29 protein-coding genes are annotated in these 25,135 nt (G+C 42.0%); 1 reads left to right on the top strand and 28 read right to left on the bottom strand.

Annotation, left to right across the window (positions count from 1 at the left end; genetic code table 11):
* Positions 1-147 precede the first annotated feature (147 nt).
* Genes CSV73_RS01710 through CSV73_RS01690 form a run of 5 tightly spaced genes read right to left on the bottom strand, consistent with a single transcriptional unit; the run spans position 148 to position 4,577 of the window.
* Entirely contained in the window at positions 148-1,131 is a 984-nt protein-coding gene (locus CSV73_RS01710) for a biotin--[acetyl-CoA-carboxylase] ligase (RefSeq protein WP_085133409.1), read from the bottom strand.
* Positions 1,109-2,287 (bottom strand): CCA tRNA nucleotidyltransferase, encoded by a 1,179-nt coding sequence (locus tag CSV73_RS01705; RefSeq protein WP_099626433.1) that lies wholly within the window; start codon positions 2,285-2,287, stop codon positions 1,109-1,111. Before CSV73_RS01705 ends, CSV73_RS01710 begins: the two co-directional genes overlap by 23 nt.
* Positions 2,284-3,423, bottom strand: a complete 1,140-nt coding sequence (gene bshA, locus CSV73_RS01700; RefSeq protein WP_099626432.1) for an N-acetyl-alpha-D-glucosaminyl L-malate synthase BshA — start codon at positions 3,421-3,423, stop codon at positions 2,284-2,286. Before bshA ends, CSV73_RS01705 begins: the two co-directional genes overlap by 4 nt.
* 25 nt (positions 3,424-3,448) lie before the next feature.
* Positions 3,449-4,249, bottom strand: a complete 801-nt coding sequence (gene dapB / locus CSV73_RS01695; protein WP_099626431.1) for a 4-hydroxy-tetrahydrodipicolinate reductase — start codon at positions 4,247-4,249, stop codon at positions 3,449-3,451.
* Positions 4,239-4,577 (bottom strand): nucleotide pyrophosphohydrolase, encoded by a 339-nt coding sequence (locus CSV73_RS01690; protein ID WP_085133405.1) that lies wholly within the window; start codon positions 4,575-4,577, stop codon positions 4,239-4,241. The genes dapB and CSV73_RS01690 overlap by 11 nt, the downstream gene beginning before the upstream one ends.
* A gap of 198 nt (positions 4,578-4,775) precedes the next feature.
* Here CSV73_RS01690 and CSV73_RS01685 point away from each other — a divergent pair, with 198 nt between their 5' ends.
* Positions 4,776-5,615 carry a YitT family protein gene (locus CSV73_RS01685; RefSeq protein ID WP_369802565.1) on the top strand — a complete coding sequence of 280 codons (840 nt, stop codon included), beginning with the start codon at positions 4,776-4,778 and terminating at the stop codon, positions 5,613-5,615.
* Between the two features lie 43 nt (positions 5,616-5,658).
* On the opposite strand, the gene CSV73_RS01680 is transcribed toward CSV73_RS01685, so the two are convergent.
* The 23 genes from CSV73_RS01680 to spoIVA all read right to left on the bottom strand — a co-directional run bounded on the left by CSV73_RS01680 (position 5,659) and on the right by spoIVA (position 24,959).
* The gene (locus CSV73_RS01680; protein WP_085133403.1) at positions 5,659-6,327 is read right to left on the bottom strand and encodes a zinc metallopeptidase; all 669 of its coding nucleotides are present in this window, start codon (positions 6,325-6,327) and stop codon (positions 5,659-5,661) included.
* Between the two features lie 66 nt (positions 6,328-6,393).
* The gene (lhaT, locus tag CSV73_RS01675; RefSeq protein ID WP_099626581.1) at positions 6,394-7,005 is read right to left on the bottom strand and encodes a lipoprotein heptaprenylglyceryl N-acetyltransferase LhaT; all 612 of its coding nucleotides are present in this window, start codon (positions 7,003-7,005) and stop codon (positions 6,394-6,396) included.
* Positions 7,006-7,097: 92 nt separating this feature from the next.
* The gene (locus CSV73_RS01670) at positions 7,098-7,865 is read right to left on the bottom strand and encodes a menaquinol-cytochrome c reductase cytochrome b/c subunit (RefSeq protein ID WP_085133402.1); all 768 of its coding nucleotides are present in this window, start codon (positions 7,863-7,865) and stop codon (positions 7,098-7,100) included.
* Between the two features lie 51 nt (positions 7,866-7,916).
* A complete protein-coding gene (gene qcrB, locus CSV73_RS01665; RefSeq protein ID WP_029053030.1) occupies positions 7,917-8,591 on the bottom strand; it encodes a menaquinol-cytochrome c reductase cytochrome b subunit in 675 nt (224 codons plus the stop codon).
* 22 nt (positions 8,592-8,613) lie between these two features.
* Entirely contained in the window at positions 8,614-9,117 is a 504-nt protein-coding gene (locus CSV73_RS01660) for a QcrA and Rieske domain-containing protein (protein WP_085133401.1), read from the bottom strand.
* A gap of 317 nt (positions 9,118-9,434) precedes the next feature.
* The gene (locus CSV73_RS01655) at positions 9,435-9,884 is read right to left on the bottom strand and encodes a DUF2487 family protein (RefSeq protein ID WP_158232264.1); all 450 of its coding nucleotides are present in this window, start codon (positions 9,882-9,884) and stop codon (positions 9,435-9,437) included.
* Between the two features lie 85 nt (positions 9,885-9,969).
* On the bottom strand, positions 9,970-10,530 hold the full coding sequence (locus CSV73_RS01650; RefSeq protein ID WP_085133399.1) for a ReoY family proteolytic degradation factor: 561 nt from the start codon (positions 10,528-10,530) through the stop codon (positions 9,970-9,972).
* Between the two features lies 1 nt (position 10,531).
* Positions 10,532-11,794, bottom strand: coding sequence for a tetratricopeptide repeat protein (locus CSV73_RS01645; RefSeq protein ID WP_099626429.1), 1,263 nt, complete (start codon positions 11,792-11,794; stop codon positions 10,532-10,534).
* A gap of 27 nt (positions 11,795-11,821) precedes the next feature.
* Positions 11,822-13,117 carry a 3-phosphoshikimate 1-carboxyvinyltransferase gene (aroA, locus tag CSV73_RS01640; RefSeq protein ID WP_099626428.1) on the bottom strand — a complete coding sequence of 432 codons (1,296 nt, stop codon included), beginning with the start codon at positions 13,115-13,117 and terminating at the stop codon, positions 11,822-11,824.
* Between the two features lie 15 nt (positions 13,118-13,132).
* Positions 13,133-14,245, bottom strand: a complete 1,113-nt coding sequence (locus CSV73_RS01635) for a prephenate dehydrogenase (protein WP_085133396.1) — start codon at positions 14,243-14,245, stop codon at positions 13,133-13,135.
* 12 nt (positions 14,246-14,257) lie between these two features.
* Positions 14,258-15,349, bottom strand: coding sequence for a histidinol-phosphate transaminase (gene hisC / locus CSV73_RS01630; protein WP_085133395.1), 1,092 nt, complete (start codon positions 15,347-15,349; stop codon positions 14,258-14,260).
* Between the two features lie 29 nt (positions 15,350-15,378).
* The gene (aroH, locus tag CSV73_RS01625; protein ID WP_085133394.1) at positions 15,379-15,744 is read right to left on the bottom strand and encodes a chorismate mutase; all 366 of its coding nucleotides are present in this window, start codon (positions 15,742-15,744) and stop codon (positions 15,379-15,381) included.
* Positions 15,741-16,847 (bottom strand): 3-dehydroquinate synthase, encoded by a 1,107-nt coding sequence (gene aroB / locus CSV73_RS01620; RefSeq protein WP_085133393.1) that lies wholly within the window; start codon positions 16,845-16,847, stop codon positions 15,741-15,743. The genes aroH and aroB overlap by 4 nt, the downstream gene beginning before the upstream one ends.
* A gap of 1 nt (position 16,848) precedes the next feature.
* Positions 16,849-18,030 carry a chorismate synthase gene (gene aroC / locus CSV73_RS01615; protein ID WP_085133392.1) on the bottom strand — a complete coding sequence of 394 codons (1,182 nt, stop codon included), beginning with the start codon at positions 18,028-18,030 and terminating at the stop codon, positions 16,849-16,851.
* Positions 18,031-18,053: 23 nt separating this feature from the next.
* A complete protein-coding gene (locus CSV73_RS01610) occupies positions 18,054-18,827 on the bottom strand; it encodes a CheR family methyltransferase (protein ID WP_085133391.1) in 774 nt (257 codons plus the stop codon).
* A 115-nt stretch (positions 18,828-18,942) separates the two neighbouring features.
* Positions 18,943-19,389, bottom strand: coding sequence for a nucleoside-diphosphate kinase (gene ndk / locus CSV73_RS01605; RefSeq protein WP_085133390.1), 447 nt, complete (start codon positions 19,387-19,389; stop codon positions 18,943-18,945).
* 90 nt (positions 19,390-19,479) lie between these two features.
* On the bottom strand, positions 19,480-20,454 hold the full coding sequence (locus CSV73_RS01600; protein WP_099626580.1) for a polyprenyl synthetase family protein: 975 nt from the start codon (positions 20,452-20,454) through the stop codon (positions 19,480-19,482).
* Positions 20,455-20,480: 26 nt separating this feature from the next.
* The gene (locus CSV73_RS01595; RefSeq protein WP_085133389.1) at positions 20,481-21,176 is read right to left on the bottom strand and encodes a demethylmenaquinone methyltransferase; all 696 of its coding nucleotides are present in this window, start codon (positions 21,174-21,176) and stop codon (positions 20,481-20,483) included.
* Between the two features lie 36 nt (positions 21,177-21,212).
* Complete coding sequence (locus CSV73_RS01590; RefSeq protein WP_158232263.1) at positions 21,213-21,926, bottom strand: heptaprenyl diphosphate synthase component 1; 714 nt, start codon at positions 21,924-21,926, stop codon at positions 21,213-21,215.
* Between the two features lie 29 nt (positions 21,927-21,955).
* Complete coding sequence (mtrB, locus tag CSV73_RS01585) at positions 21,956-22,177, bottom strand: trp RNA-binding attenuation protein MtrB (protein ID WP_029053045.1); 222 nt, start codon at positions 22,175-22,177, stop codon at positions 21,956-21,958.
* A gap of 65 nt (positions 22,178-22,242) precedes the next feature.
* The gene (gene folE, locus CSV73_RS01580; protein ID WP_085133387.1) at positions 22,243-22,812 is read right to left on the bottom strand and encodes a GTP cyclohydrolase I FolE; all 570 of its coding nucleotides are present in this window, start codon (positions 22,810-22,812) and stop codon (positions 22,243-22,245) included.
* Between the two features lie 178 nt (positions 22,813-22,990).
* Complete coding sequence (locus CSV73_RS01575) at positions 22,991-23,263, bottom strand: HU family DNA-binding protein (RefSeq protein ID WP_037561579.1); 273 nt, start codon at positions 23,261-23,263, stop codon at positions 22,991-22,993.
* 217 nt (positions 23,264-23,480) lie between these two features.
* On the bottom strand, positions 23,481-24,959 hold the full coding sequence (spoIVA, locus tag CSV73_RS01570) for a stage IV sporulation protein A (RefSeq protein ID WP_085133386.1): 1,479 nt from the start codon (positions 24,957-24,959) through the stop codon (positions 23,481-23,483).
* Between the last annotated feature and the right edge of the window lie 176 nt (positions 24,960-25,135).

Genomic DNA, 25,135 nt, shown 5'->3' with positions numbered 1-25,135 from the left:
GTAAGCGTTTGATTTTGCTTCCTCCGTCCCTGTCTAAATAGATCAAGGCAGATTTCTTATATAATTCATTTGCCAAACAGGTGCAGCTCTAAAATTGATACCGCCCTATGCGTACACTATATCAAAACTGTAAGAACCTGTATAGTTTTAATTCTTAACTTCAATATCTGCGGAATAAATACCACGGACCGTGCCATCTGCAAGTCGTAGTTCCAGCATGCCATCATGGGAAATACCCAGTGCAATACCTTCAACTGTTTCATGGACCATACTCGCTTTGATTTTCTTACCCGTTATCGCAGCATAGCTCTCCCATAAAATTTTAATCGGCGCAAATCCTTTTTCAACATATAAGTCTGTATATTGCTCAAGGTACTTAAGAATGGCTGCCACTAATTGTGCACGGTCAATCATTTCCCCTTTTTCAATACGTAATGAAGTCGCAATTGTTTGCAGTTCTTCAGGAAAATCAGACTGTTGCTGGTTGGCGTTAATACCCATTCCTAAAATAATTGCTTTGACACGGTCGGGATCTGACTGAAGCTCTGTCAGAATACCTGTGACTTTTTTGCCATTGATTAAAATATCGTTCGGCCACTTAATAACTGGTTGAATATCCGCTACTTCTTCAATTGCACGAACAATTGCGACCGCTGCAACCAATGTCAGTTGCGGCGCATATTGAGGCGCCAAGTCAGGGCGAATGATCAAACTCATCCAAACACCTCGATTGGCCTTAGATGTCCATGGTCTCGCTAAACGTCCTTTACCAGCTGTCTGTTCTTCCGCAATAATCAATGTGCCATCTTCCGCACCATTTTGCGCATCTTCATGAGCTATTGTCTGCGTAGTGGGCACAGTTGTGAAATATTTAATAGTCCGACCATAGCGTTCTGTCGTTAAATACTCGGTGATGTTCCCTTTGTTGACCAAATCGGGTGCTTCGATTAAATAATAGCCTTTTTTACGCTGTGACCCGATTTCATAGCCCTCTTCTTCAAGTTCTTTAATATATTTCCAGATTGCAGTGCGCGAAAGACCGAATTCATCGGCAATATCTTGACCCGATATCGGCTCGCCTTGTGCGGCAAATAATCGTTTCAATAATTCACTTTTCACGGGAGATTTCATTGATAAACCATTCCTTTATCGCCAGTGCGTCATTTTTAATGTGTCCGTAGACAACTGCTCGTTCAATTTTCATGATCCAATCACTTGTCCATTTGCCAGCACTTTTTCCTGACCATTTTAACAAATCCTTGCCAGTGAAAGACAGGTCTGTGCGTTGCAGAATCGGTAATTGTTTTTTATACTGTTCAATTTGCTCTTTGTTTATCTCATAATCTTCATGATTTGCGTTAAAGATTTTCCCCACTACTTCTAGTATGTCAGTTGGATAAATATAGAAATCCCACGAATCAAACGCTCGATGCTTGCGTATAGCATATGCTTCTTCACATTGTTTCAAGAAGCGTTTTTCGTCATTAGATAATTTGAAGAGCCGAGCCAGTTCTGTTGCGGGTGTGTCCGTTATTACAAGCATTGCAGCAAAGCCATGGCGCGCGTGAAGAAATGGTGTATAGCGATCTAGCGATTCAAACGCTGCAAATAACTCAGGAAACTGTTCGGGCAATTTAATTTCACGTCCGTAATGAAAAGCTCGTGAAGGGTTCTGTCCTTGAAACAGTTTATCCATCTCTGTTTTGATCCGTTCAATCGCCACATGATGCAATGAAGGAAGCAGCGTCCTCATCGAATGCAATGTTTCCATTTCTATATCAAAATCCAAGACAGATGAAAAGCGCAAGGCACGGAAAATTCGTAACGGATCTTCTTGAAAGCGTTCTTCAGGCTTCCCAACAGCACGGATGACTTTTCGCTGTATATCCTCGAGTCCATCAAATAAATCAATGAGTTCCCCGTCTACCGTCATAGCGAGTGCATTGATCGTAAAGTCACGGTGTTGCAGATCTTCTCGTAATGATGCTACATAGACGGGATAACAAGCATCGCTAGTTGTAGCTTCTGTACGGTATGTCGTCACTTCAATCGGCTCTCCATGCATCAGCACAAGGATCGTACCGTGTTCAATACCAACATCAATTGTCCGTCTAAACACTTCTTTGACTTGAGACGGTGTTGCGGAAGTTGTAATGTCAATATCCAGCGGCTTTTTACCAAGCTCGGCATCACGAACTGCACCGCCGACAAAGACGGCTTCATAACCCGCTGCTTGCAATTCCCTAACTACTTGCCGACTTGCTGCTGAACCGAAAGAAGTTGTCATTTCATCGCCGCCACTTCATAATATAATTCTTCATATTGCGCTACAATCGATTCGGAACTGAATTCTTCCTGTACGGTACGTATAGCATTGCTTTTCATGTGTTGATGCAACTCGGGATCACTTAGTAACTGTGTCACATGATCGGCGACGGCTTGTACATCACCTAGTTCTACTAAAAATCCATTAACGCCGTCTTGAACAACTTCTGGAATTCCACCGATCGCATTTGCTATAGCTGGCACACCACAAGCAAAAGCTTCAAGCAGCACGAGACCGAATGCTTCTTTCTCGGAAAGTAACAACATCACATCACTGATTGATAATAATTCGGGCAGATCGTTACGCTTCCCTAAGAAGTAAATATCTTCTTGCAACTCGTGAGTAGTAACAAACTCTTCCAAAGCGAATTTTTCTGGGCCTTCACCAACTAATAATAATTTCGCTTTATGCTGCTTATCAATCAATCGGAAGCTTTCGATAATATCGGGAATACGCTTCACTTTACGGAAATTAGATATATGGATTAGGACTTTTTCATCCGACGCAATGCCAAGTTCTTCCCGAAGATGTCCCACTTCACGTGGATAATACTTTTCTTCATCAATGAAATTATAAATTGTTCGAATTTCTGTCGTCGGTTGCAACAACTCGATCGTTTCATTGCGTAATGAACGGGATACAGCTGTCACACGATCGGACTTATTGATACCGTAAGACAAAGTATTTTTTAATGCAGGGTCGTGACCAAGAATTGTCACATCGGTGCCATGTAGGGTCGTGATGATGCCAATAGATGATTGCGCCATATCTTTCGCCAAAATAGCGGAGATTGCGTGTGGCACGGCGTAGTGAACGTGTAGCAAATCCAGCTGTTCTGATTCGATGACTTGCGCTATGCGATTGGCAAGGGCAATGTCGTACGGCGGATACTTAAAAACTGCATATCCTTCAATCGTCACTTCATGAAACTGGATATTCGGATGGATATCTAAAAATCGAAAAGGTCTACTCGATGTAATATAGTGCATCTCATGACCTTTGGCCGCCATTTTAAGTCCTAACTCCGTCGCTACTACACCTGAACCTCCAAGCGATGGGTAACAAATGACACCTACTTTTAATTTTCTTTGTTGCATATGTTAACCGCCTCACTGCAAAAGTTTAATCTATAATATTTTCAAGCCCGTAAATAAATCGCGGAGTAGAAACAGATTCACGAATCGATAGTAATATACCCGGCATAAAGGACTTCCGGTCGAATGAATCGTGACGGATCTTGAGCAACTCCCCTTCACCACCAAGTAGTACTTCCTGATGTGCGAGTAATCCCGGTAAACGAATACTGTGAATCTTCATTCCTTCTATATCTGCACCGCGTGCACCTTTAAGCTTCTCTTGTTCTTCTGGGTGACCTTGGATGTGAGCTGCACGTACTTCACGGATCATCTCAGCCGTTTTAACAGCTGTTCCAGACGGTGCATCCAATTTCCGATCATGGTGCATTTCAAGTATTTCAACGTCTCCCAAGTAACGAGCGGCTTGTTGAGCAAATTTCATCATGAGGACAGCGCCAATCGAAAAATTTGGTGCAATAATACAGCTTTTTTGCTGTTCATTGGAAAGGTTCTCTAAATCTGTGAGCATTTCGGGAGTCAAACCAGATGTCCCGATTACTACATCCATGCCTAGTGACAAGGCTTGACTTGCGTTAGCAAATACTGCATCGGGGTCCGTGACATCGAGTAATACATCAGGATGGTGTGCGGCATGCAACGCTTCAAGCGATGTATAAATCGGTATTCCGTCCTTGGTATCAGTTACTGTTCCATTATGTAAATATTCCCCGTCATGTTTATAATCAAGTACCGCCACGATTTCAATATCTGCAGCTTCCGTTCCTGCTACTATAGCAGTCCCACCCATTCTTCCACGTGCACCTGCTATCGCTAATTTAATCATCATTCTTTTCCTCCTTTTTTGTCCAGCGGTCTTTATCTCTTGTATTGAACTTTGTCAATACGGTATCAAGCGCTTCAGATAAATCGATTTGTTGTGAGTTAGCAAAACAAATTAAGACAAATAATAAATCGCCTGTTTCTTCCTCCAACGTTCGGACGGCTTCAGTAGATTTTTTCTTCTTCATACCGTAGCGATCCTGTACTTCACGGGATAATTCCCCTAACTCTTCTGTCAGCCGTGCGATGAGTTCCATTGGAGGAAAGTATCCTTCTTTAAAACCGGTTATGTATGTATCAACATCTTGTTGTAATTGTTCCATCGTTTTAGTCATCACAATCACTCCCCTTCCTATCGTATGCATTCTTCCGGCTATTGTCAAAATATAATATTTAGCACATACTATGTATATTGCACGTTTTATCGAATGATAATAAGCGCGTACATAGGACAAGAGCTCGATTACATAAAAAACCGATTAGTAGGGGGAGTGTTGTGTTTGTTCGCTGGAATTCGCATACGGAATATTTTAATGATTATTTTAGGTGCAGCGCTATTTAGTTTTGGACTTGTGAACTTTACGATTCAGCATGAACTGGCAGAAGGTGGATTTACGGGAATTACGTTAATCCTGCTGTTTGCTTTCAATTGGGACCCTGCTTTGATGAATTTATTGCTGAATATCCCTATGTTTTTAATAGGCTGGAAAATGCTTGGCAGACGTTCTTTCATCTATACCATCATCGGTACAGTGGCAGTGTCGGTTTTCATTAAAGTGTTTATGAAGTATCAAGTGAATATTCATATGGAAGGCGATTTGTTCCTAGTCGCGCTCTTTGCTGGCGTCTTCATCGGTGTGGGACTAGGTGTTATATTTAGAAGCGGTGGGACAACAGGCGGCTCCGATATCATAGCGAGACTCGTGCATAAGAAATATGGAATTACGATGGGCAAAACGATGTTTGTTTTTGACGCCGCTATCATTTTATTATCTTGGGCTGTCTATTTAGATTATCGCTCAATGATGTATACATTGGTTGCGCTCTTCGTTGGAGCACGCGTCATTGATTTCGTTCAAGAAGGGGCGTACTCTGCGAGAGGTGCATTCATTGTAACGAACTTCCCGGATGAGATCGCCAGTAAAATATCAGATTCCATGGAGAGAGGCGTAACCGTGTTCAAAGGTTATGGCCATTTTTCAAAAGAAAATCGTGAAATCCTCTATTGCGTAGTCGGTAAAAATGAAATGATTCGATTAAAAAATCTCATCACTTCTGTAGATCCCGAAGCATTCGTCTCCATGATGGAAGTACATGATGTAATGGGCGAAGGATTTACATTGGATGAACAAAAACGGCCAATCGGTGATTAAAAAAATCCTTCTGCTATTTTAGCAGAAGGATTTTCCCTATTTATTAGTCGCGGTTTAAAAAGATTGAAATCAAACGCACTAGCTCAAGTACAGCTACTGCAGTTGCAGCAACATATGTCATAGCGGCCGCACTCAATACTTTTTTCGCCTGTGGTTCTTCATCATTACGGATGATACCAAGTTGAACGATTTGATCCATCGCACGTGATGATGCATTAAATTCTACTGGCAATGTAACAATTTGGAATAGTACTCCAACTGCCATCAACAAGATTCCGATACCTAGCAAAGAATTCATGCTAGAGAAGATAATCCCGATCATGATAAATACCCATGATGCGTTAGAAGTTATACTTGCGACGGGCGCCAATCTGTGGCGGAAACGCAAGAATGAATAAGCTTCTTTGTCTTGAATAGCGTGGCCAACTTCGTGCGCCGCTACCGCAGTACCTGCTACAGATGATTCATGATAGTTACTTGTGGACAATGCCACAATCTTTGTCAATGGATTATAGTGATCCGTTAAGAATCCTTGGCTTTCCACTACTTTTACATCATGTAAACCATTTTGATCTAAAATGAGCCTCGCTACTTGAGCACCTGTCATTCCAGAAGTCGAACGAATCTTTGAATACTTTTTATATGTGCTTTTCACTTTAAATTGCGCATAGATAGGAAGCAATAAAATGATACCAAAGTAAATCCAGAACACGTCTAGTTCTCCCCTTTCTCTCTATCCTTAATTTTATAATGTTTACTGTCTTACTGCAACTATTTACTACGCTTTCATCATCTGTAAATCCCGTCTTGACTTATAATTCCACATTGCAATAGCAATACAAGCCATAGATAACCAAAATGTGAAATAGCCAATTTGAGGGCTAAATTGCGTAAGGTCATGGTAAATCGGCATTTGTCCGAAAATATAGTCGATGGCGTCATTATGAAGTGTCCAAATTGCGGCAATTGCAATATGCCAAGCTGTGAACTTATATTTTGGCAAGTACAAGATTCCTTGCAATGCCATCGCGAAATGCGAGCCTATCAACATCCAGCCTACCCAACCAATTGAACCCGTTACAACGAGAGTCAACAAATTCATAACGACTGCCCATAAGCCATACTTTACTAAAGTGATGAGTGCAAGAGCTTCCATCAATTTGAAGTTTCGATTAAGTAGCCAGCCTATTATAGCAATACAAAAGAACAAAGTAGCGGTAGGACTATCCGGTACGAAAATCCAAAATTTCGGTTCCGTGATTTCCAGTTGCCACATATACCAATCATATCCGTAGACGGAACCTAATATATTTATAAAAAGAAGAATCCATAAAAATGATTTATGTGAAAGGATCATCCAAATTTGAGCCCATAACATTCGCAAAAACATCACCACTTCCATCGGAATATACTACTTTTATGTATAGTTTAGTTATAGATAAATATATAGAAAAAAAGAGTCAGTTTCCTGACTCTTTTTTCTTATTTCGTTTCTAGCTCAGCTATAAATTCAGCAAGTACTTGAAGATCTTCATCTGAACCTTCCCATGTACCAGCAGGCATTGAACCTCGGCCATCATGAGCAATTTCGATGATTTCTTCAGGTGTCATACCTGTGTTAGTTAACGGTAAGCCCAGTCCACCTTGGAAGGAGTCACCGTGACAGCCAATACAGGAAGAGCCCTGATAAATCTCATACCCTTCTGCCGTTTCATCATATTCAACTTCGTCCACAATAGCACCTTGAACTTTTGCTGCTTCCCAGTCGTGGTTTTCGACTGATTCCCAAGTCAAGTAGAAAATAGCTAAGAATGAAAGAATCATGAAGCCTGTTGGCAACGGACGTTTAAACGGACGTCTTTCTTTCGTAGTATCCATGAAAGGAACAAGCATTAATGCCATAAATGCCAAACCAGGAATTACGATCGCACCGATCACGTTATAAGGACCGGAAGCGAATTCATATTTCAATAGCTGATACATGAATAAGAAATACCAGTCTGGTATCGGTATATACATTGTATCCGTCGGGTCCGCTTGACGCTCAAGCGGTGACGGGTGTGCAAGAGTAACGATCAGATAGCCGATTAAGAAAATCGATCCAACCATCCACTCTTTCAATAGAAAGTTTGGCCAGAATGCTTCGGTTTTACCCGGATATTCTGAGTAATCCTTTGGTGTATTCGACATCTTGCCTGAAGCCTTGATGCGCGAATCCCCAACAAATTTCATCCCTTTTCCGCGGTGCATGTTATTCCCTCCTTCTTAAATTTCAGATGACCCTAACCAAAAAATTGGTTCTTATAGTGGTCCGGAAATACCTTGTCTTCTGATCATGATAAAGTGTGCTGCAAGCAACCCAAGCAAAGCAGCCGGTAGGAAAAATACATGAATCGCGAAGAATCTCGTTAACGTCTGTGCACCTAGAATCGTGGAATCACCCGCGAGAAGGATTTTAATCTGTTCTCCGATGAAAGGTACTGACGCGGCAATCTCAATCCCAACTTTTGTTGCAAATAGAGCCTTCATATCCCAAGGTAATAGATATCCTGTGAAACCTAGACCTAGCATGACGCCAAAAATCAGTACGCCGACGATCCAGTTCAATTCACGAGGCTTCTTATAAGACCCTGTAAAGAATACACGCAAAGTATGTAGGAACATCATTACGATAACTAACGAAGCTCCCCAGTGGTGCATCCCTCGCACAAGTTCACCGAATGCAACATCGTTCTGAAGGTAGAAAACTGATTTCCATGCGTTTTCAATATCCGGTGTGTAATACATTGTCAGGAACATACCAGACAAGATTTGGATAACCGTTACGAAAAACGTCAAACCTCCGAAACAATAGATGAATGCAGAAAAATGATGTGCAGGGTTTACGTGCTCAGGTACTTCGTGGTCAGCGATATCTCGCCAAATTGGTGTGATATCTAACCGTTCATCCACCCAATCATAAATTTTATTTAACACTGCGGTCGTACCCCCTTACCCTTTAGACTAATGTGTTCGGTATTACTCCACCAAGATAGACAAATCCGTCGATGACGTCTACTTCAAACTCATCAAGCGGTCCAAGCGGTGGTGTTCCTGGAATGTTATCACCATTTTTCTTATAACGTCCAGCGTGACAAGGGCAGAAAAATTCGTTTTTATGCTCGTCGCCTTCCCAGTTTACTGTACACCCTAAGTGTTTACAGACCGGAGAAAGTGCTATGACTTTGTCGCCTTCTTTGTAGACCCAAGCCGTGTTAGATTCGTCAGAAGTATACCATGCATCTTGTCGATCTTTGATTGTATAGTCTACACGAACCGGTACTTCCGAAAGATCAGCTTCTTTTTGCGGTGTTGGAATCATGTCGGAACCGCCGGCACTGGCCAGAACGGGATCAATTGCGAAACGAATCATCGGCATCAGCATTGCAGAGGCCATGAACCCACCAGTTCCCATTAGTGTATAACTTAGGAACGTGCGTCTTGACACTTTATTGCTCATCAGTAATTTCCCTCCTCTTACTCCAAAGTCAGTCCCACGGACATTCTTTTGCTAATTGTAATACTAGGACATATCTATGATATATCAATATGAAACTAAATTCAATAATGCTTTTAGTAGGTACTTAAGTTTGTGGACAAATATTAAGATTTGGTGACAAACGGCAATCAACCTTTAAATAAGTCTTGATTAGTGCTTGACCCTTTTGAGGACGGTGTTTAGAGTGCGTCTGTATTGATCATGACATTAAATTTGTTTTAGTTCAAGTTCTAAGCCAAAAGTGGTTGCAATCCTAAACCCGGCCTTCATTAATGATAACCTTACTGCACATTCCAACTTTCCATAAAGTGTGTCAGTACTTGCCGTAGCTGGTCTTCCATGATCGTCTGGCGTAGATGGTTGTCCATTGTCTCTAGAGGGATAGACGGAAGCCAGACAACCTTACCTTTCACCGTCACGCTCGTCCACTTAGGATCCGTTGTAAGATAGAAGACATGTGTGAAGGAAGATTTCTTCAAATCCTTTGATAACGTATCCGCCATTTGCTGCAAGTCTGTTGACTGCGTGTATGAAACAGGGGGCAAGAACATCATACGCCCTTTAAACTGCTTCTCTATGAACATCGATAGATTCATCAAAAACTCAGAAGAGGATGCACTGTTTTTCATCGTTTCTGGTCGTGTGTCTATCGCTATTAAAGGTACTACGACAGTATCAATATATTCTTTCTGATTTATATATGTATCCACATCTTTTGGAACCCAGTTCATTGTCATTCCTCCTTGCATTACTCAGTAAAGTTTAGCCTATATTTTCTCTCAACGCAAACCAATGATTCCACCGCGGAGGGCGAAATCATTGGCTAATGTCTTTATCTTTTTTCATCTCATTCAACATAGCTGTCAGGCTAATGAACAGCTCCCGATCACCGTTGTCCAGCGCTTCGTCGATTTTCTTCAGCAACATGTCGTTCGTCGTTAACGTGAAGCTCTCTTCCAACAGCTTTTCTGCTATTTGTTGGTCTTTCTTTTTCTTCAGCAGATCTTCCGGCAAGTAAGGATTCTCTTCCGCCACACTCGCATACTCAGGACATTTGTTGCTGTGTTTGAAATTCAGTTGGATGAACATATCTTCGTCAGGATGCAGTCTGAGGTCGTGAAACGACTTTTCCGCATCAGCTGTCATCAAGTTCCCCTTGTAGAAGCGAAAAGGGATACTGTCCACCTCTGTTGTAGAAATAATCATGGCGCGCGGACAGTGATGAGCTTCGTTTGTAAAATGAACATTCGTTAATAAATGTTCGTTGCTGAGAAGATAATTTAAAATCCATACACATTCCCGCCGCTTTAATCGATAGCGTTTTAAAAACCACCTCAAGAATTCTTTCTTGGCAGCTACAGGAACCATGGCCTTCATTTTACCCCTCCTCTTCAGATTGCGCGATGTATGCCGTCCATTCTTCTTCATGCGGAGCGATCCTTACTAACTGCTGAATGACCGATAACGCTTCATCGCGCTTACCTTCCTCCAGCAAGAATCGTGCATATTGATCTAAGAAAGCAGCATCCTCGTTCATCCCATCATATGCTTTGAAATACATTTCATACGCTTTTTCGTAATCTTCTGTACGTTCATAGGCATAGGCAAGAAAAGCATGAAGTAAAGGGATTTCTAATTGATCTACTTCAGAGTACGTCAACAATTCAATTAACGCTTGATCTTCTTCCTGATTTTCATAGACCGAAGCAAGCGTCACAAGTGCCTCGATGTATTCAGGATCTAAAACGAGCGCTTCTTTCAAATGCCCTTCTGCTTGTTCTGGCATTTGCAGCTTCAAAGCAGATTTCCCTGCTGCCAGCTGTAGTTCTTTATCGAATTCATCACGTTCAATACCTTTTTTGAAAAGCTCTAACGCTTTGTCGTCTTCATTTTGTTGTGCATAGCTTTGACCGGCAAGCATATAAGCAGAGAAATAATCTGGGTCCATTTCTAATAACTGCTCAAGCCGTGTGACCGCTTCTGCGTAGCGCCCAGTTTGATAGTATGCCAATCCTAATCCAAACAACTCTTCAGGATTTTGTTCCTTATCAAGTAATGCCTCATAGAAAGGAATGGCCTCCTCATACGCAGCACCTGCACTGTACGCTTCCGCAAGCCGTGACGACAGACGAACGCCTGCAATCTCTTCAGTGGTCTCGTGAAGCTTCTCATAAATCCTCACAGCCTCACTGTATCTTCCTGAATCCAAAAGAAGTTCTGCTTGTGCGAGTTGGATTACCGGTTCGTTCGGAGACAATGTTGCTGCTTCTCGCACTTTAGATAATGCCGTTTCAGCAAGTCCAAGCATTTGATAATAATCTGCCTGCGCAAGCAATGCCTGTACATACTCTTCTTCGTCCGGTGAAATGTCTGTCAGCAATAATAATGCTTCGTCTTCTTCACCAAGTTCAAGTAATGCCGCGGCGCGATCTATTTTCAACTGGGCTTCATCAGGGAATACTAGCAACAACTGTGAGAGGATCTCATCGGCTTGTCCGATGAATCCATATTCGATCAATAGATTTGCGACATTGTATAATGCGTCATATTCATTCGAAGCTTGTAGTTTCTGTATTTTATCTTGAAGGGCATCTACATCTCCATCGAGTACTATTTGCTCCAATTCCTGCAATACATTCATTTTTTCACCTGAGCTTTCTATTCTACTTTATTGATTGACTAGCTCTGATAGATCTTCAAAAAAGTGTGGATATGAAATTGCGATACAAGATGGATTGTCGATTTGGACTGGACTTGACGTAATCAATCCCGCAATCGCTGCCATCATTCCTAGACGGTGGTCGCCGTATGATTGAAGTGTGGCACCTGTAAGTGGCGTCGGCCCGTTAATCATCATGCCGTCCGGTGTGGTCTCGATATCGGCCCCGAGTTTCCGTAATTCCGTAGCGACTGCTTCAATACGGTCAGTCTCTTTGACACGAAGTTCTTCTGCATCTTTAATGATGGTCTTTCCTTCTGCTTGTGTTGCTAATAAAGCAAGTACAGGAAGTTCATCGATTAATCTTGGAATCAAATCACCACCGATTTCAGTTCCTCGCAGGCGCGAATGCTTTATTCGGACAGTGCCGTAACGCTCACCTGAAAATCCTTGTTCATCTGATAATTCGATATCTACACCCATCGCTTCTAGTACATCAAGTATACCTGTTCGAGTAGGATTCAATCCAACTTTCAGGAACGACACATCACTGTTTTCAACTAATGCAGTGGCTACCATGAAAAATGCCGCGGAAGAGATATCTCCTGGTACGACAACGTCTGTTCCTGTCAGTTGTTGCCTACCTTCGATCCTTATTACATTATTTTTTTGTTCCAGCTTCGCACCAAATTGTACTAACATACGTTCCGTGTGATCCCGCGATACAGTAATTTCTGTAACAGATGTAGTGCCTTTTGCTTGAAGGCCCGCAAGTAATACAGCGGACTTTACTTGCGCACTAGCAACTGGCATCAAATAGTCGATTGCTTGCAATTCTTTCCCAGTGATTGTAAGTGGTAAATAATCAGTTGATCCTTTGCTAGTGATATCTGCACCCATTTGCTCCAAAGGATTCGTCACACGCTTCATCGGACGCTTGGATAAATATTGATCTCCACACATTTCAGACGTTACGGAAGAACCAGATAAAATGCCTAGCATTAAGCGCGCAGTCGTTCCCGAGTTGCCCGCGTCAAGTGCTACAGTTGGCGTCTGCCAATCCGCTATACCAGGACTTTCAATAGTCACAGCAGTTCCGTTCCGAGTAATCTTTACACCAAGCTGTTTGAACATTTCAATTGTGCTCAGACAATCTTCACCATCCAAAAATCCACTGATCGTTGTTTTGCCTTTTGCAATTGAACCCAACATAACCGCACGGTGGGAAATTGATTTATCTCCAGGTACTTGTAAAGCGCCGCGAAGAACCGGCTTTTCAAATGAAACCGTTTGTTGTTCTGACATTACGCTCTCCCCCTTTTAAAGTACGTGCATAGAATAGTCTGTTTCTGCTGTTAATACTTGACGAGCTTTCTTACGTTCAGCAGCCGATTGGAAGCTGACAACTAAAATACCGTACACGTCTGTACGTGTTTCCACTATACGTATATTGGTCAAACTAATATTGGCTTCTGCAAGAATTTTCGTAATTTCGGAAATGATACCCGGATGATCTGGTATGTCGATGTGTAAATCAAATGTCATGTAGAGCGCACCTTGAACCGCCCCTTCATTTGTTGAAGGAAGTTGATCGCGGTACGTTTTTGCTTGCGCAAAGAAATCGAAAATTTGCTCAGGATTGTTGTCTTCCAACATAGCGCGAATTGTATTCATTTCGTCGAGCCAACCGTCTACTTGCGACAATAACTCTTCCCTATTTTGGATGGTAATATCACGCCACATAATAGGATCTGCGGAAGCGATACGTGTTAAATCGCGGAAACCACCTGCAGCTAATTTTTTCACGAATGGCTGTTGTTCTTCCTGTGCAGCCAAGCGGCCGACTAATGAAGAAGCTACAATATGCGGGAAATGGCTGATGATCGCCGTCATACGATCGTGTTCTTCCGCTTGTAGAACAATCAATTTTGCTTTCGTTGGGGTAAGCAATTTCTCTATATCATCGATTTGTTCTTCAGTCGTTGTGTCATTCGGCGTAAGAATGTAGTATGCGTTCTCAAAAAGATGTTCCATCGCAGCGGATACACCACTTTTATGGGAACCCGCCATTGGATGTCCACCTATGAATGTAATTCCCTTTTCTTGCAAGATCTTTGCAGCATCCATAATCGGTTTTTTCGTACTCCCTGTATCAGAAAGAATTACATGTTCTTTAAAGTCCCAGTCTACCGCTTCTTCAAAAAGGGCAACCGTCGTATTGACAGGCGTCGCAAAAACAACAAAGTCAGCCTGTTCACAGGCTGATTTTGCAGAAGGCGCGACCGTGTCAATGATCCCTCTGCGAAATGCTTCATCAGCAGTTGCATAAGAACGGTCAAAACCTACAATATGAATTTCTGGATTTCGTTTTAATGCTAGACCAAGTGATCCACCGATCAATCCAAGTCCAATTATACTTACCGTCGTTTTCATTGTCATCTATCCTTATTGGTTAGTTAATAGTTGATCGAACGCGTTAAAGAAGCCTGTATTTTGTTCATGCGTTCCAATCGTCACGCGAACAAATCCTGGCGTACCTAGCAGATTTCCACTGCGAACAATATATCCATTTTGCAATAAAATCTCGCATGCAGCATCCGCATCTCCAGGGACAGCGATTAATACAAAATTAGTTGCCGACGGATAGATTGCCAATGCATGTTGTTTCGCATAGTCTGCATAGCGTTTTCGTTCTTCATCATTTTTCGTTACACAATCTTGAAGGAACCGCTGATCAGCAAGAGCCACTTCCGCTACCGCTAATGCGAGTGAGCTGTTGTTGAACGGGTTCCGCACTTTATTGAGCTCCGTTACTACACTTGCGTTAGTGACGCCATAGCCTATGCGAAAACTTGCCAATCCGTACGCTTTGGAGAAAGTACGAAGTACAATTAAGTTGTCATAATCGTGAATCCACGTTATAGCGTCTTGCTGTGTCGGATCCGTAACAAATTCAAAGTATGCTTCATCGAGAACAACAAGTGCCGTTTTTGGTACCCGATCCAAGAATTTTTTAATCGATTCACTCGATAAAAGATTACCTGTTGGATTATTCGGATTACATACCCAGATGACCGCTGTTTCTTCATCAGTAGCTTGTAAAAAGCCTTCTAAATCGTGATCACCATTTTCGAGCATAGCCACTTCACGAATTTCGGCTCCTTCTATTTTTGCATTATGTGCGTATTGCGGGAAAGTTGTAGAAGCCATCACCGTATTCGTACCCGGTTGCAGTAAAGATCTGGAAATAATGGTGACAATTTCGTCAGAACCATTTCCGAAAAGAATTTCATTCGGATCAATTTGATGGAATTCAGCTAGCTTTCCACGTAATCCTGCAGTGTACGCATCTGGATAAATTTCAAATTTAGCAGCCTGTGAATGTAAATATTCCGCGACTTCAGGTGATGAACCATAAGGGTTTTCATTTGAAGCGAGCTTATGTACTTCTTGCAGACCGTATGTACGTTTGACATCCTCTAATGAACGACCGGGTGTATAAGGTTTCATTGTGCGTAAAATTGGTTTCCACTTCATTGGATGGCTCCTCCTTTACTTTCGTTGAGTTATTTTTGTAAATCGGGTCGTAATTGAACTGCGTTATTTTGATAGATATGTTGTATTTCCTCTTGTTTCTTAGAAGTGTTGACGTTCATCATGACCCGTATACACTTACGCATCGAGCCAGGTACATCGATTTCATGTGTACACATGACGGGGACATACGTCCACCCTTTAATTGAGCGGATTGCTTTTGCGGGAAATGCCGCTTTGACATCTACCGTAGTTGAAACAATTACAGAACCGATATCTTCGGGTTTGAATTGATTCGCTTCTGCCATTTCGAGTACAAGTGATTCTGTCGCCAGCAACACTTCTTCCGCGTCATCATTTTCTACTGTAGTCGCGCCTCTAATTCCTCTAACACTCATACGATTCCCTCACTTTCCAACTTTTCTTTGAATTCCTCAAATGCCGTTCGACATTCTTCTGAACTAATTTCTTTCACAAAAGGTTCACCGATTTTTTGTAATAAAACAAAATTCATCTTGCCGAATGAAGCTTTTTTATCCTTCTGCATATAGGATAATAACTCTTCGAAACTATAAGAGAATACCGGCTTAAAGGTATAGTCGTTCTTGTTAGCAAAATGAAGATAGCGATTCGTGAATCCTTCAGGGATATTACCGTATTTCTCACTTAGCAAGAAGGCGTAACCCATACCAATCATGACACACTCCCCATGACTGAGGCTGCCAAATCCAGAAGCCGCTTCCACTGCATGTCCAAATGTATGACCGAAATTCAGAAACTTGCGCGTGGAATTCTCAAACTCGTCTTCTCTAACGATATCTGCTTTTACCTTGATCCCTTGAAGTAATTCCTTCTCAAGCCATTCTATAGAAGGTGTAGAAAACTGTTCTTTTTCCAGTAACTGCTCTGTCCATAACGGATCAGAAATAAAGGCATGCTTGACCAATTCTGCCAAGCCTGAACGCATTTCTGATGCAGGCAACGTATTGAATACATCCGTATCAAACAATACAGCTGAAGGTTGATGGAAAGATCCTACCATATTTTTCCCTTCCGGCATATTGATGGCTGTTTTACCACCGACTGCACTATCATGTGCAAGTACAGTGGTCGGACATTGGATGAAGCGAATACCACGCATAAACGTAGCTGCCACAAAACCTGTTAAATCCCCACACGCTCCTCCGCCAAATGCGATCAAGAGTGAATTTCGCGTAAAACCTTCCGTCAGTAAGAAAGACTGACAATCTACGTATACTTCCGGCATTTTACACTTCTCGCCGCCAGGGACGATTTTCACCGATACTTCGTGACCAGAACGTAGTAAAGTTTCTTGCAATAAAGGGAGGTGTAATTCTGCCACGCGCGCATCGGCAATAATCCCGATTTTATCTGTCGTACTCAGCAATTCTGCATACTCAGTCTGAAGTAATTCATAGGTGTTCGAACCTACATAGACATCGTATTGGTGATCCCGGACGGAAACAGTTAACTTCTCCATCTTAAAACTCCTTTACATATTGTCTATATTGTTCAATATCCTTCTGTAAACCTTCCATTGTATCCGAACGGAATTCTTCCATAATCGCTTTAGCCATCTCTGTTGCGATGACATGTTCAGCTACAACAGATGCAGCAGGAACCGCACAAGGATCAGAACGCTCAATTGTGGCAACGAAGGATTCCTTTGTATCGATATCTACACTCTCTAGTGGCTTATAAAGCGTCGGAATTGGTTTCATGACACCGCGAACTATGATCGGCATACCTGTCGTCATTCCGCCTTCAAGTCCACCTAAACGATTGGATTTCCGGTAATATCCTAGCTCTTTATTCCAGCTTATTTCATCGTGAACTTCACTGCCTGGCATTTTTGCCATATCAAACCCTAAGCCGATTTCAACACCCTTAAAAGCATTGATGCTCATCATAGCCCCTGCAAGCTTGCCATCCATTTTGCGATCGAATTGCACGTAACTACCAATTCCCGGAGGACATCCTTCAATGATGACTTCCACTACGCCCCCCAGTGTATCACCACGCTTTTTAATATCATCTATAGCTTCCGTCATTTTGACAGATGCCTCTTTATCCGCACAATATACTGCATCCTCTTCTACGATGGCGCGCAGTTCTTCTATGGAAAGATCAGCGTAAGCAGCAGGATCTGTTTCGATGCCACCAATTTCCGTAACATGTGCTACAGTTTCAATCCCAAGCTGACGCAAGAATTGTTTTGCTACCGCTCCGATTGCTACACGCATCGTCGTCTCACGTGCTGATGAACGCTCCAAAACATTTCGCAAGTCACGGTGGCCATATTTCATGCCGCCGACTAGATCTGCATGTCCAGGACGAGGACGAGTGATTTGGCGCTTCACGTCTTCAGGATTCATGTCTTCAGGAAGTGGTTCTACGCCCATGATGCCTGTCCAATGTTTCCAATCATCGTTAACAACCGTCAGCGTTACTGGCGAGCCTATTGTTTTACCATGACGTACACCTGATGAGATTTCTACACGATCCTTCTCTATTTGCATCCTGCGACCTCTACCGTGTCCACCTTGTCTTCTCTTCAATTCTTTATTAATCATCTCAGCAGTTAGTTCCATCTGTGCAGGTAATCCTTCAATGATGGCAGTAAGCTGTGGACCATGGGATTCTCCAGCTGTAATAAAGCGCATATTCCATTCCTCCGTAACGTGGTTTATTGTTTTTTTCTATAAAAGAATGTATCTACTGATTCAAAGTTGTATTTTTCAGGATTGAATATTTGTTCCGTGCTTCCAACGAATAAAATACCACCTGGTTTAAGTGCTTTGGAGAAGTTGGTGTAAATCTGATCTTTTGCTTCTTCCGTAAAGTAGATCATCACATTACGGCAGACGATCAAATCGTAGTTCGTATCATAACGATCTTCCAGCAAATTTTGCTGTTTGAATGTAACTGTCTTTTTGATATCTTCTACTACTTGATAAGAAGCACCTTCTTTTATGAAGAATTTATCTACGATTGGCTTTGGCACTTCTTTTAATGCACGATCATTGTAAAGGCCAACTTTGGCACGATTCAATACGCCCATATCTAGATCCGTTGCATAAATGGAAATATCACGCAATGGAAGGTAGGATGATAGAACCATTGCAAGTGAATAAGGCTCTTCGCCGGTAGAACAAGCTGCGCTCCAAATTTTCAATCGTTTATTTTTCTCCAATAATTGAGGTAAAATTTTCTTCTCTAAGACGTTCCAACGTACGGCGTTGCGGTAAAATTCTGACACATTAATCGTCATGCGGTCCAAGAATTCTTCCAGCAAGTCCTTGTCCGTTTGAATAGCTAGAGAATACTCTTTAAAATTACGAAAGCCTTTCTTTTCATACAGAGAAGTGAGTCTCCTCTTCATCTGGGCTTCTTTATACAAAGACAAATCGATCCCAGTTTTCTTCTTGACCCCTTGAATTAACACCAAATAATCAGACATTTAACAACCCCCTGTTGCCGTTGCTTTCTTATGTACGTTCTTATTATAACGGAAAATGTATGTCGTATGTATAAGAAAAACAGCCATGCGAAATTCGCTCGGCTGTTCTTGGCGATTAATTAATCCAGTTGTTCACTGTTTTGTCATAAGTCACAAGCTCTTCTTCTTTAAAGAATAAGTTAATCTCGCGGCTTGCTGACTCAGTTGAGTCTGAACCATGAATAATATTCTTGCCTACTGTTACAGCAAAATCTCCACGAATAGTTCCGGGAGCTGATTCTTTTGGATTCGTTGCACCCATCATTAAGCGAGCAGTAGAGATTACGTTCTCGCCTTCCCATACCATTGCGAAAACTGGTCCGGAAGTAATGAAGTCAACAAGTTCTCCGAAGAATGGACGTTCTTTATGCTCTCCGTAATGTTGTTCAGCAAGTTCTTGAGAAATGTTCATCAATTTCCCGCCAACTAATTGATATCCTTTGTCTTCGAAACGACCAACGATTTCACCTACAAGGTTACGTTGTACGCCGTCAGGCTTTACCATTAAAAATGTTCTTTCCATCTCTAAAACACTCCTTCAATCTTCTATAGGGATTATCCCTTTTAAATCGTAACATTGACGCCTTTTTCTTTCAACTATTAACAAACTTCGTCAATATTTTCGTTGACCGATAAAATCAGCAATTTGAGTCAGTGCTTTCTTCGACTTACCATTCGGCAAACTTTCCAATTCTTTTAGCGCTTTGGATAAGTAGAGATCACTTACATGCTGTGCTTTTTCAATCGCACCACTCTGTCGAATATAGCGAAGCATCGATTGTCTATCCGACTCTTCCATCTGTCCAGTAAAAGCACGATCCATATAGGGCTTGAATTGTTCATCATCTTTTATGTATAAAACAGGCAATGTAATATGACCATTTAATAAGTCGCTTCCTGCAGGTTTCCCAAGTTCTGCATCTGTTGAAGTGATATCCAAAATATCATCGACGATTTGAAATGCCATTCCAGTGAAATACCCATATCTCTTTAGTTTCTGAACAGTTTGAGCATCTGCATCTGCACTGAGTGCGCCAAGTTCACAACTAGAAGATAGCAGTAAAGCAGTCTTTCGCTTAATACGTTTCAAATAGTCGCGAAAATGTTGATCGGTTTGTTGTTGGAAATCAATCTGGATAATTTCCCCTTTGCATATCTCAAGCATCGTTTCAGCGAGAATCTGATGGACAGGTGCTTTCTCGATAGTACCGATAGATGTCAGTGCTCGTGAAAAGATGAAGTCACCTGCATACATTGCCACCCGGTTGTTCCACTTCGCTTTAACGGTTTCTAAACCGCGTCGCATATCAGAATCATCAATTACGTCATCATGGACGAGAGATGCCATGTGGATTAATTCAAGGGACACTGCAATTTTCGCAGCGCTTTCCAGCGAATAAGCTCCGAATTGAGCAGCCATTATAACGAAAATGGGCCGAATCCTTTTTCCACCGGCTTTCAATAAATGCAAGGAAGCTTGACGAACAATGGGAGAAGAGGATTGCACGGAACGCTCAAGCTCTTTTTCAATATAGGACATATCTTTGCGGAAATCCGTATAAAGCGACATCAACTTAATTTTTTCCAACCCCATTACCTTCTCCCGTGTATTCATTATTTATAAGCGATATGGCCTGCCGCCGCACCGCCACTGTAAGACTTGTACGAAACCTCTTGATATCCTGCATCGACGAAAAGCTGTGCTAGCTCTTTCATGCCTGGGAAATCATTTGCTGATTCTTGAAGCCAAGAATATTCTTTATAGCTCTTTGCGAAAAGCTTACCGAATACTGGCATAATATATTTGAAATAAAAGCGAAACCCTTGACGGTATACAGGAATTTTAGGTTGAGATGTTTCTAAACACACTGCCATTCCACCCGGCTTCAACACGCGTCGCATTTCTTTTAATACAGTCAAGTAATCGGGAACATTGCGAAGACCAAACCCGATCGTTACATAATCAAATGAATTGTCCGGATAAGGAAGTGACATGGCGTTACCTTGAACTAACGTAAGGTTCGGGTAAGGGGCTACTTTATCTCTGCCCGAATCCAGCATGTTGGCACTGAAGTCTAAACCGACAACTTCGCCAGTAGGGCCTATAGCTTGAGCCAATGCGACAGTCCAGTCTGCAGTACCACAGCAAACGTCAAGCGCTTTAGCACCAGGCTGTACGTTCATGCGTGCCATGATATCATTCCGCCATTTAATATGTTGATTGAAACTGATCACGGAATTCATTTTATCATAGTCTGTCGAAATTTTTTCAAAGACATTATGAACTTTTTCTTCTTTTGAGACCGCCACAGTTCGTCCCTTCTTTCTTCACTTCAGTTTACTTTCTCATTGATTCGTCATTTTCTGCAACTCTTCTAGTACTTCAGTATGTAAATAAAAGCTGTTATTTAATCTGTTGTTCAGCTGTAGTTGTAATTGATCGATCCACTCTTGTGTATCATTCGTACTCGGCACTAGATGCGGAAATTTCATCCGATTCAAGTCATGCTGTGTGCTGTCGAGCAACCAAACGAGTGGAAAGACTGTTTCTACGATATGTGTGTAGCGACTAAAGCCGAATGCCTCGAAGAATTTCACAATACATGCGCTTTCCACTTCAGCAATCAACTGCAACCGCTCTTCAAGAGTAGGCGGTGGTGCTTGAAACAATGTCGTCTTGCATTCATTAACTCTGCCGATTGCCAATGACAAAGAACGAATGAGATGGAAGTTTGGAATTGACGCCAATAGCTTATAGTGGATACCGCTGAAGTGATCGCCTGCAAGGACCATCAATTGCTGTTCTTTGGAAGAAGCATCCACGACATCGATTTGATCATGGACGTCAAAAGCCGTATGGATGGCACCAATCGCCAACGCCGCGGTTTGCATTTCATCTGTCCACTGCTCTCCGTTAAGCATAGGCAATAGGAGCAACGAAGCTTTTCGCCTGTCAATCGAAGCATGCCCAGCATCTCGTTCGACCACTGGCTGATAAATAGCACGTCGCAAATGGTGTATATAATTGTCGACTTGGTCAGTGAATCCTTTTGTTTCCATCAGTAAGCTCCATTCCCGTAAGGATACGGTCATTCTTTTTCTTCACTGGCAATTACGCCATGTGCTGTATGAATTTCAGCTTCTCCCCGAATCTTAATAGCGGAGGTATGCTCGGTAAACTGCGCGATCATGACTTCTCCTCTATCCAGCTTTTCGGTATGGTGAAACTTGGTGTCATTGCCTCTCGTGAGCCCAATAACATTCACTCCATCTTTTTTCGCTTTGATAATTAGATAATCTGGTTGTGTCATTTTCGCATCTCCAGTCTATATATAATTCTAATGATAGCATATACAGCAAGCGCTGGGCAAAGACCTTAGTGCGTTCTAATGAGAGATAAAATTTCAGCACGTTTCACGTCATCATGTTCATAGATTCCTCTAGCTACAGTCGTGATGGTTTTAGCTCCCGGCTTCTTAATTCCTCTCATCGTCATACACATATGTTCAGCTTCGATAATGATATAGACACCATGGGGATTCAACTTTTCCATCATGGCATCTGCCACACTGGATGTAATGCGTTCTTGCAATTGTGGACGACGTGCTGCTGTTTCAACAGCTCTTGCCAACTTGCTCAAACCTGCAACTACTCCATTACGCGGAATATATGCTACGTGTGCTACACCGAAAAACGGAACTAAGTGATGTTCGCACATGGAATAAAAAGGAATATCTTTCACCAATACCACTTCATCATGATTCTCATGGAATACTGTATCAAAATACTCTCTTGGATCTTTATTTAAACCTTCAAATACCTCTTGATACATTTTAGCAACACGTTTTGGCGTCTCAAGTAATCCTTCACGAGTCGGATCTTCACCGATCGCTTCCAGTATCATTGTAACTGCCTGTTCTAATTTATTTATATCTTGCTCTTTCATAACAGCATGTCCTCCTTGTAGGAACTAAACCTATTTCCCCAAAATATTAGCACATTCCATTCATTCCGTATAGTTACTTGTACTTCCTTATGTATCCCAATAAAAAAAAGGAAAGGAGTCCATCCATGGCCATCTGATGAACAGATTTGCTGGACGGACTCCTATGTAAAATCTCAAATTATTTTACTGCGTCTTTAAGTGCTTTACCTGCTTTGAAAGCTGGAACTTTACTTGCAGCGATTTCGATTTCTTCGCCTGATTGTGGGTTACGTCCTTTACGTGCAGCACGTTCGCGTACTTCGAAGTTTCCGAAACCAATCAATTGAACTTTATCACCGTTAGCAAGAGTCGATTGAATTGTATCGAATACAGCTTCAACAGCTTTAGTTGCGTCTTTTTTTGTTAGACCTGCCGCTTCTGCCACAGAGTTAATTAATTCTGTTTTATTCACACCGTTCACCTCCTCTCAAAGGGGGATGCTATTGCTGTTAACACTGTAAAAAGAGTAACATAAGAAAAACTACGGTGCAACAATATTATCGCGCTTTTCCTTTATTCACGGCATTTCAAGCGATTTTGAAAGAAAAGCATAGAAAAAAGACCCGTTTTTGACGGATCTTTCTTCATTTTAAACTACATTTTTTGTGTGGTTTTCTTAATTTTTCACCTCAAACAATAAACGTAATCATACCTTTATTCCCATCATTAACCATTTGTTCAATTGTTTCACGCAAGCGTTTTCTAGCTCGATCTGGAACTGCGGCAGTCTTATATCGGATACTTTCTTTCATGACTTCATGCAATGGTGTACCAAATAATTGGGTTTCCCATAATGCTTCACGATCATGTAAATACGCATTTTTCAACTCTTTCAACAAGTGATGACTATGGAATTCGGACCCGATTAATGGAGCAAATTCCGCTTCCATGTCGATTCGAATAATGTGAAGTGAAGGGGCTTTCGCTTTCATTTTCACACCATAAAACGTGTCTTGTTTAATCAACTCAGGAGCAGTTGGCTGAAAATCTTCAATGGAAGGCAACGCTACACCATAACCTGATTTTTTTGCTGTATCAATTGCTTCCGCATACATATCATAGGATTTTTTTGCTTTAACTGCCTCTTGAATGAAGATTAACCAATCTTTTTTTGAGCGCATTTCTGTTCCCATGAACTCTTCACACACATTAACAAAGGCTTGCTCATCCATATCAATCTTCACGATGGCGCGGCCTTTACCTGCATCAACTTCCACCACTTCCGCTTGTCTAATAAATTCTTCTTCTTGCAATAGCTCCGCAATCTCCTGAACTTTACGAATCTTAGAGACACCAAGGAATCCATCTGTGATTAGCTGATCGATACGTGCATTCAGCTTATGGCTATCTCCAAGCTCCTCCATCCAGTCAGGACGTTGCAGTTCGATATCCGTGATAGGGAATTCATACAACGCTTCTTTAAGAATGAGCTGGATCTCTGCTGCATTGAGCTGATCCGCACTAATAGCAATTACTGGAACACCATATTTTTCATGTAATTGCTGTTTCAGTTCCAATGCTTTTTCATGGGCAGGCATTTTAGAATTTAATACAATGACGAATGGTTTACCAATCTCTTGCAATTTCGAAACAATTTCTTTCTCAGCCACTTCAGCGGCTGCGCGTGAAATATTGTTTACCGTGCCGTCTGTCGTCAGCAAGATCCCTATAGTGGAGTGATCACGAATAACCTTGTCTGTTCCGATGCGTGCCGCTTCCTGGAACGGGATCGGCTCATTGTGCCATGGTGTATGAACGTATTTCGGTCCATCCTCGTCCTCATATCCTTTGACACCGTCGATGACGTAACCTACACAGTCTGCTAGGCGAATTTGGAATTCCAGCTCGCCATCCCCTATTGAAACGCTTGTGCCTTGGGCAGGTACGAATTTAGGTTCTGCAGTCATGATTACGGGACCTGGTGAACTTTGGGGAAGTTCGTCTTGTGCGCGTATCCGATCGTTGGCATCCGTCATGTTGGGGATTACGACTTCCTCCATGACTCGTTTGACAAAAGTGGATTTCCCTACTCGAACAGGGCCTACCACACCTATATAAATATCGCCGTCTGTTCTTCTAGCTAAGTTTTCGTATAGTTCTTCTTTCATCATTAGCCCTCCTTTTTCTCCGCATTGTAGCTTATGAAATAGAAAAACGTTTCATGCATAAATGCATGAAACGTTTTTGGGTAATGCTACTAATTTAGTTAATAAACTTTGTAACCGTTCGGGATTGGTACTCCAGATGGGAGCGCTTATTGGAGGGCTCGCGGTGAGCCCGCTAG

Source organism: Sporosarcina sp. P1 (assembly GCF_002743155.1).
Lineage (GTDB): Bacteria > Bacillota > Bacilli > Bacillales_A > Planococcaceae > Sporosarcina > Sporosarcina ureae_B.
The sequence above is the reverse complement of the archived record's forward strand: the minus strand, read 5'-3'. Positions and strand labels throughout refer to the sequence as shown.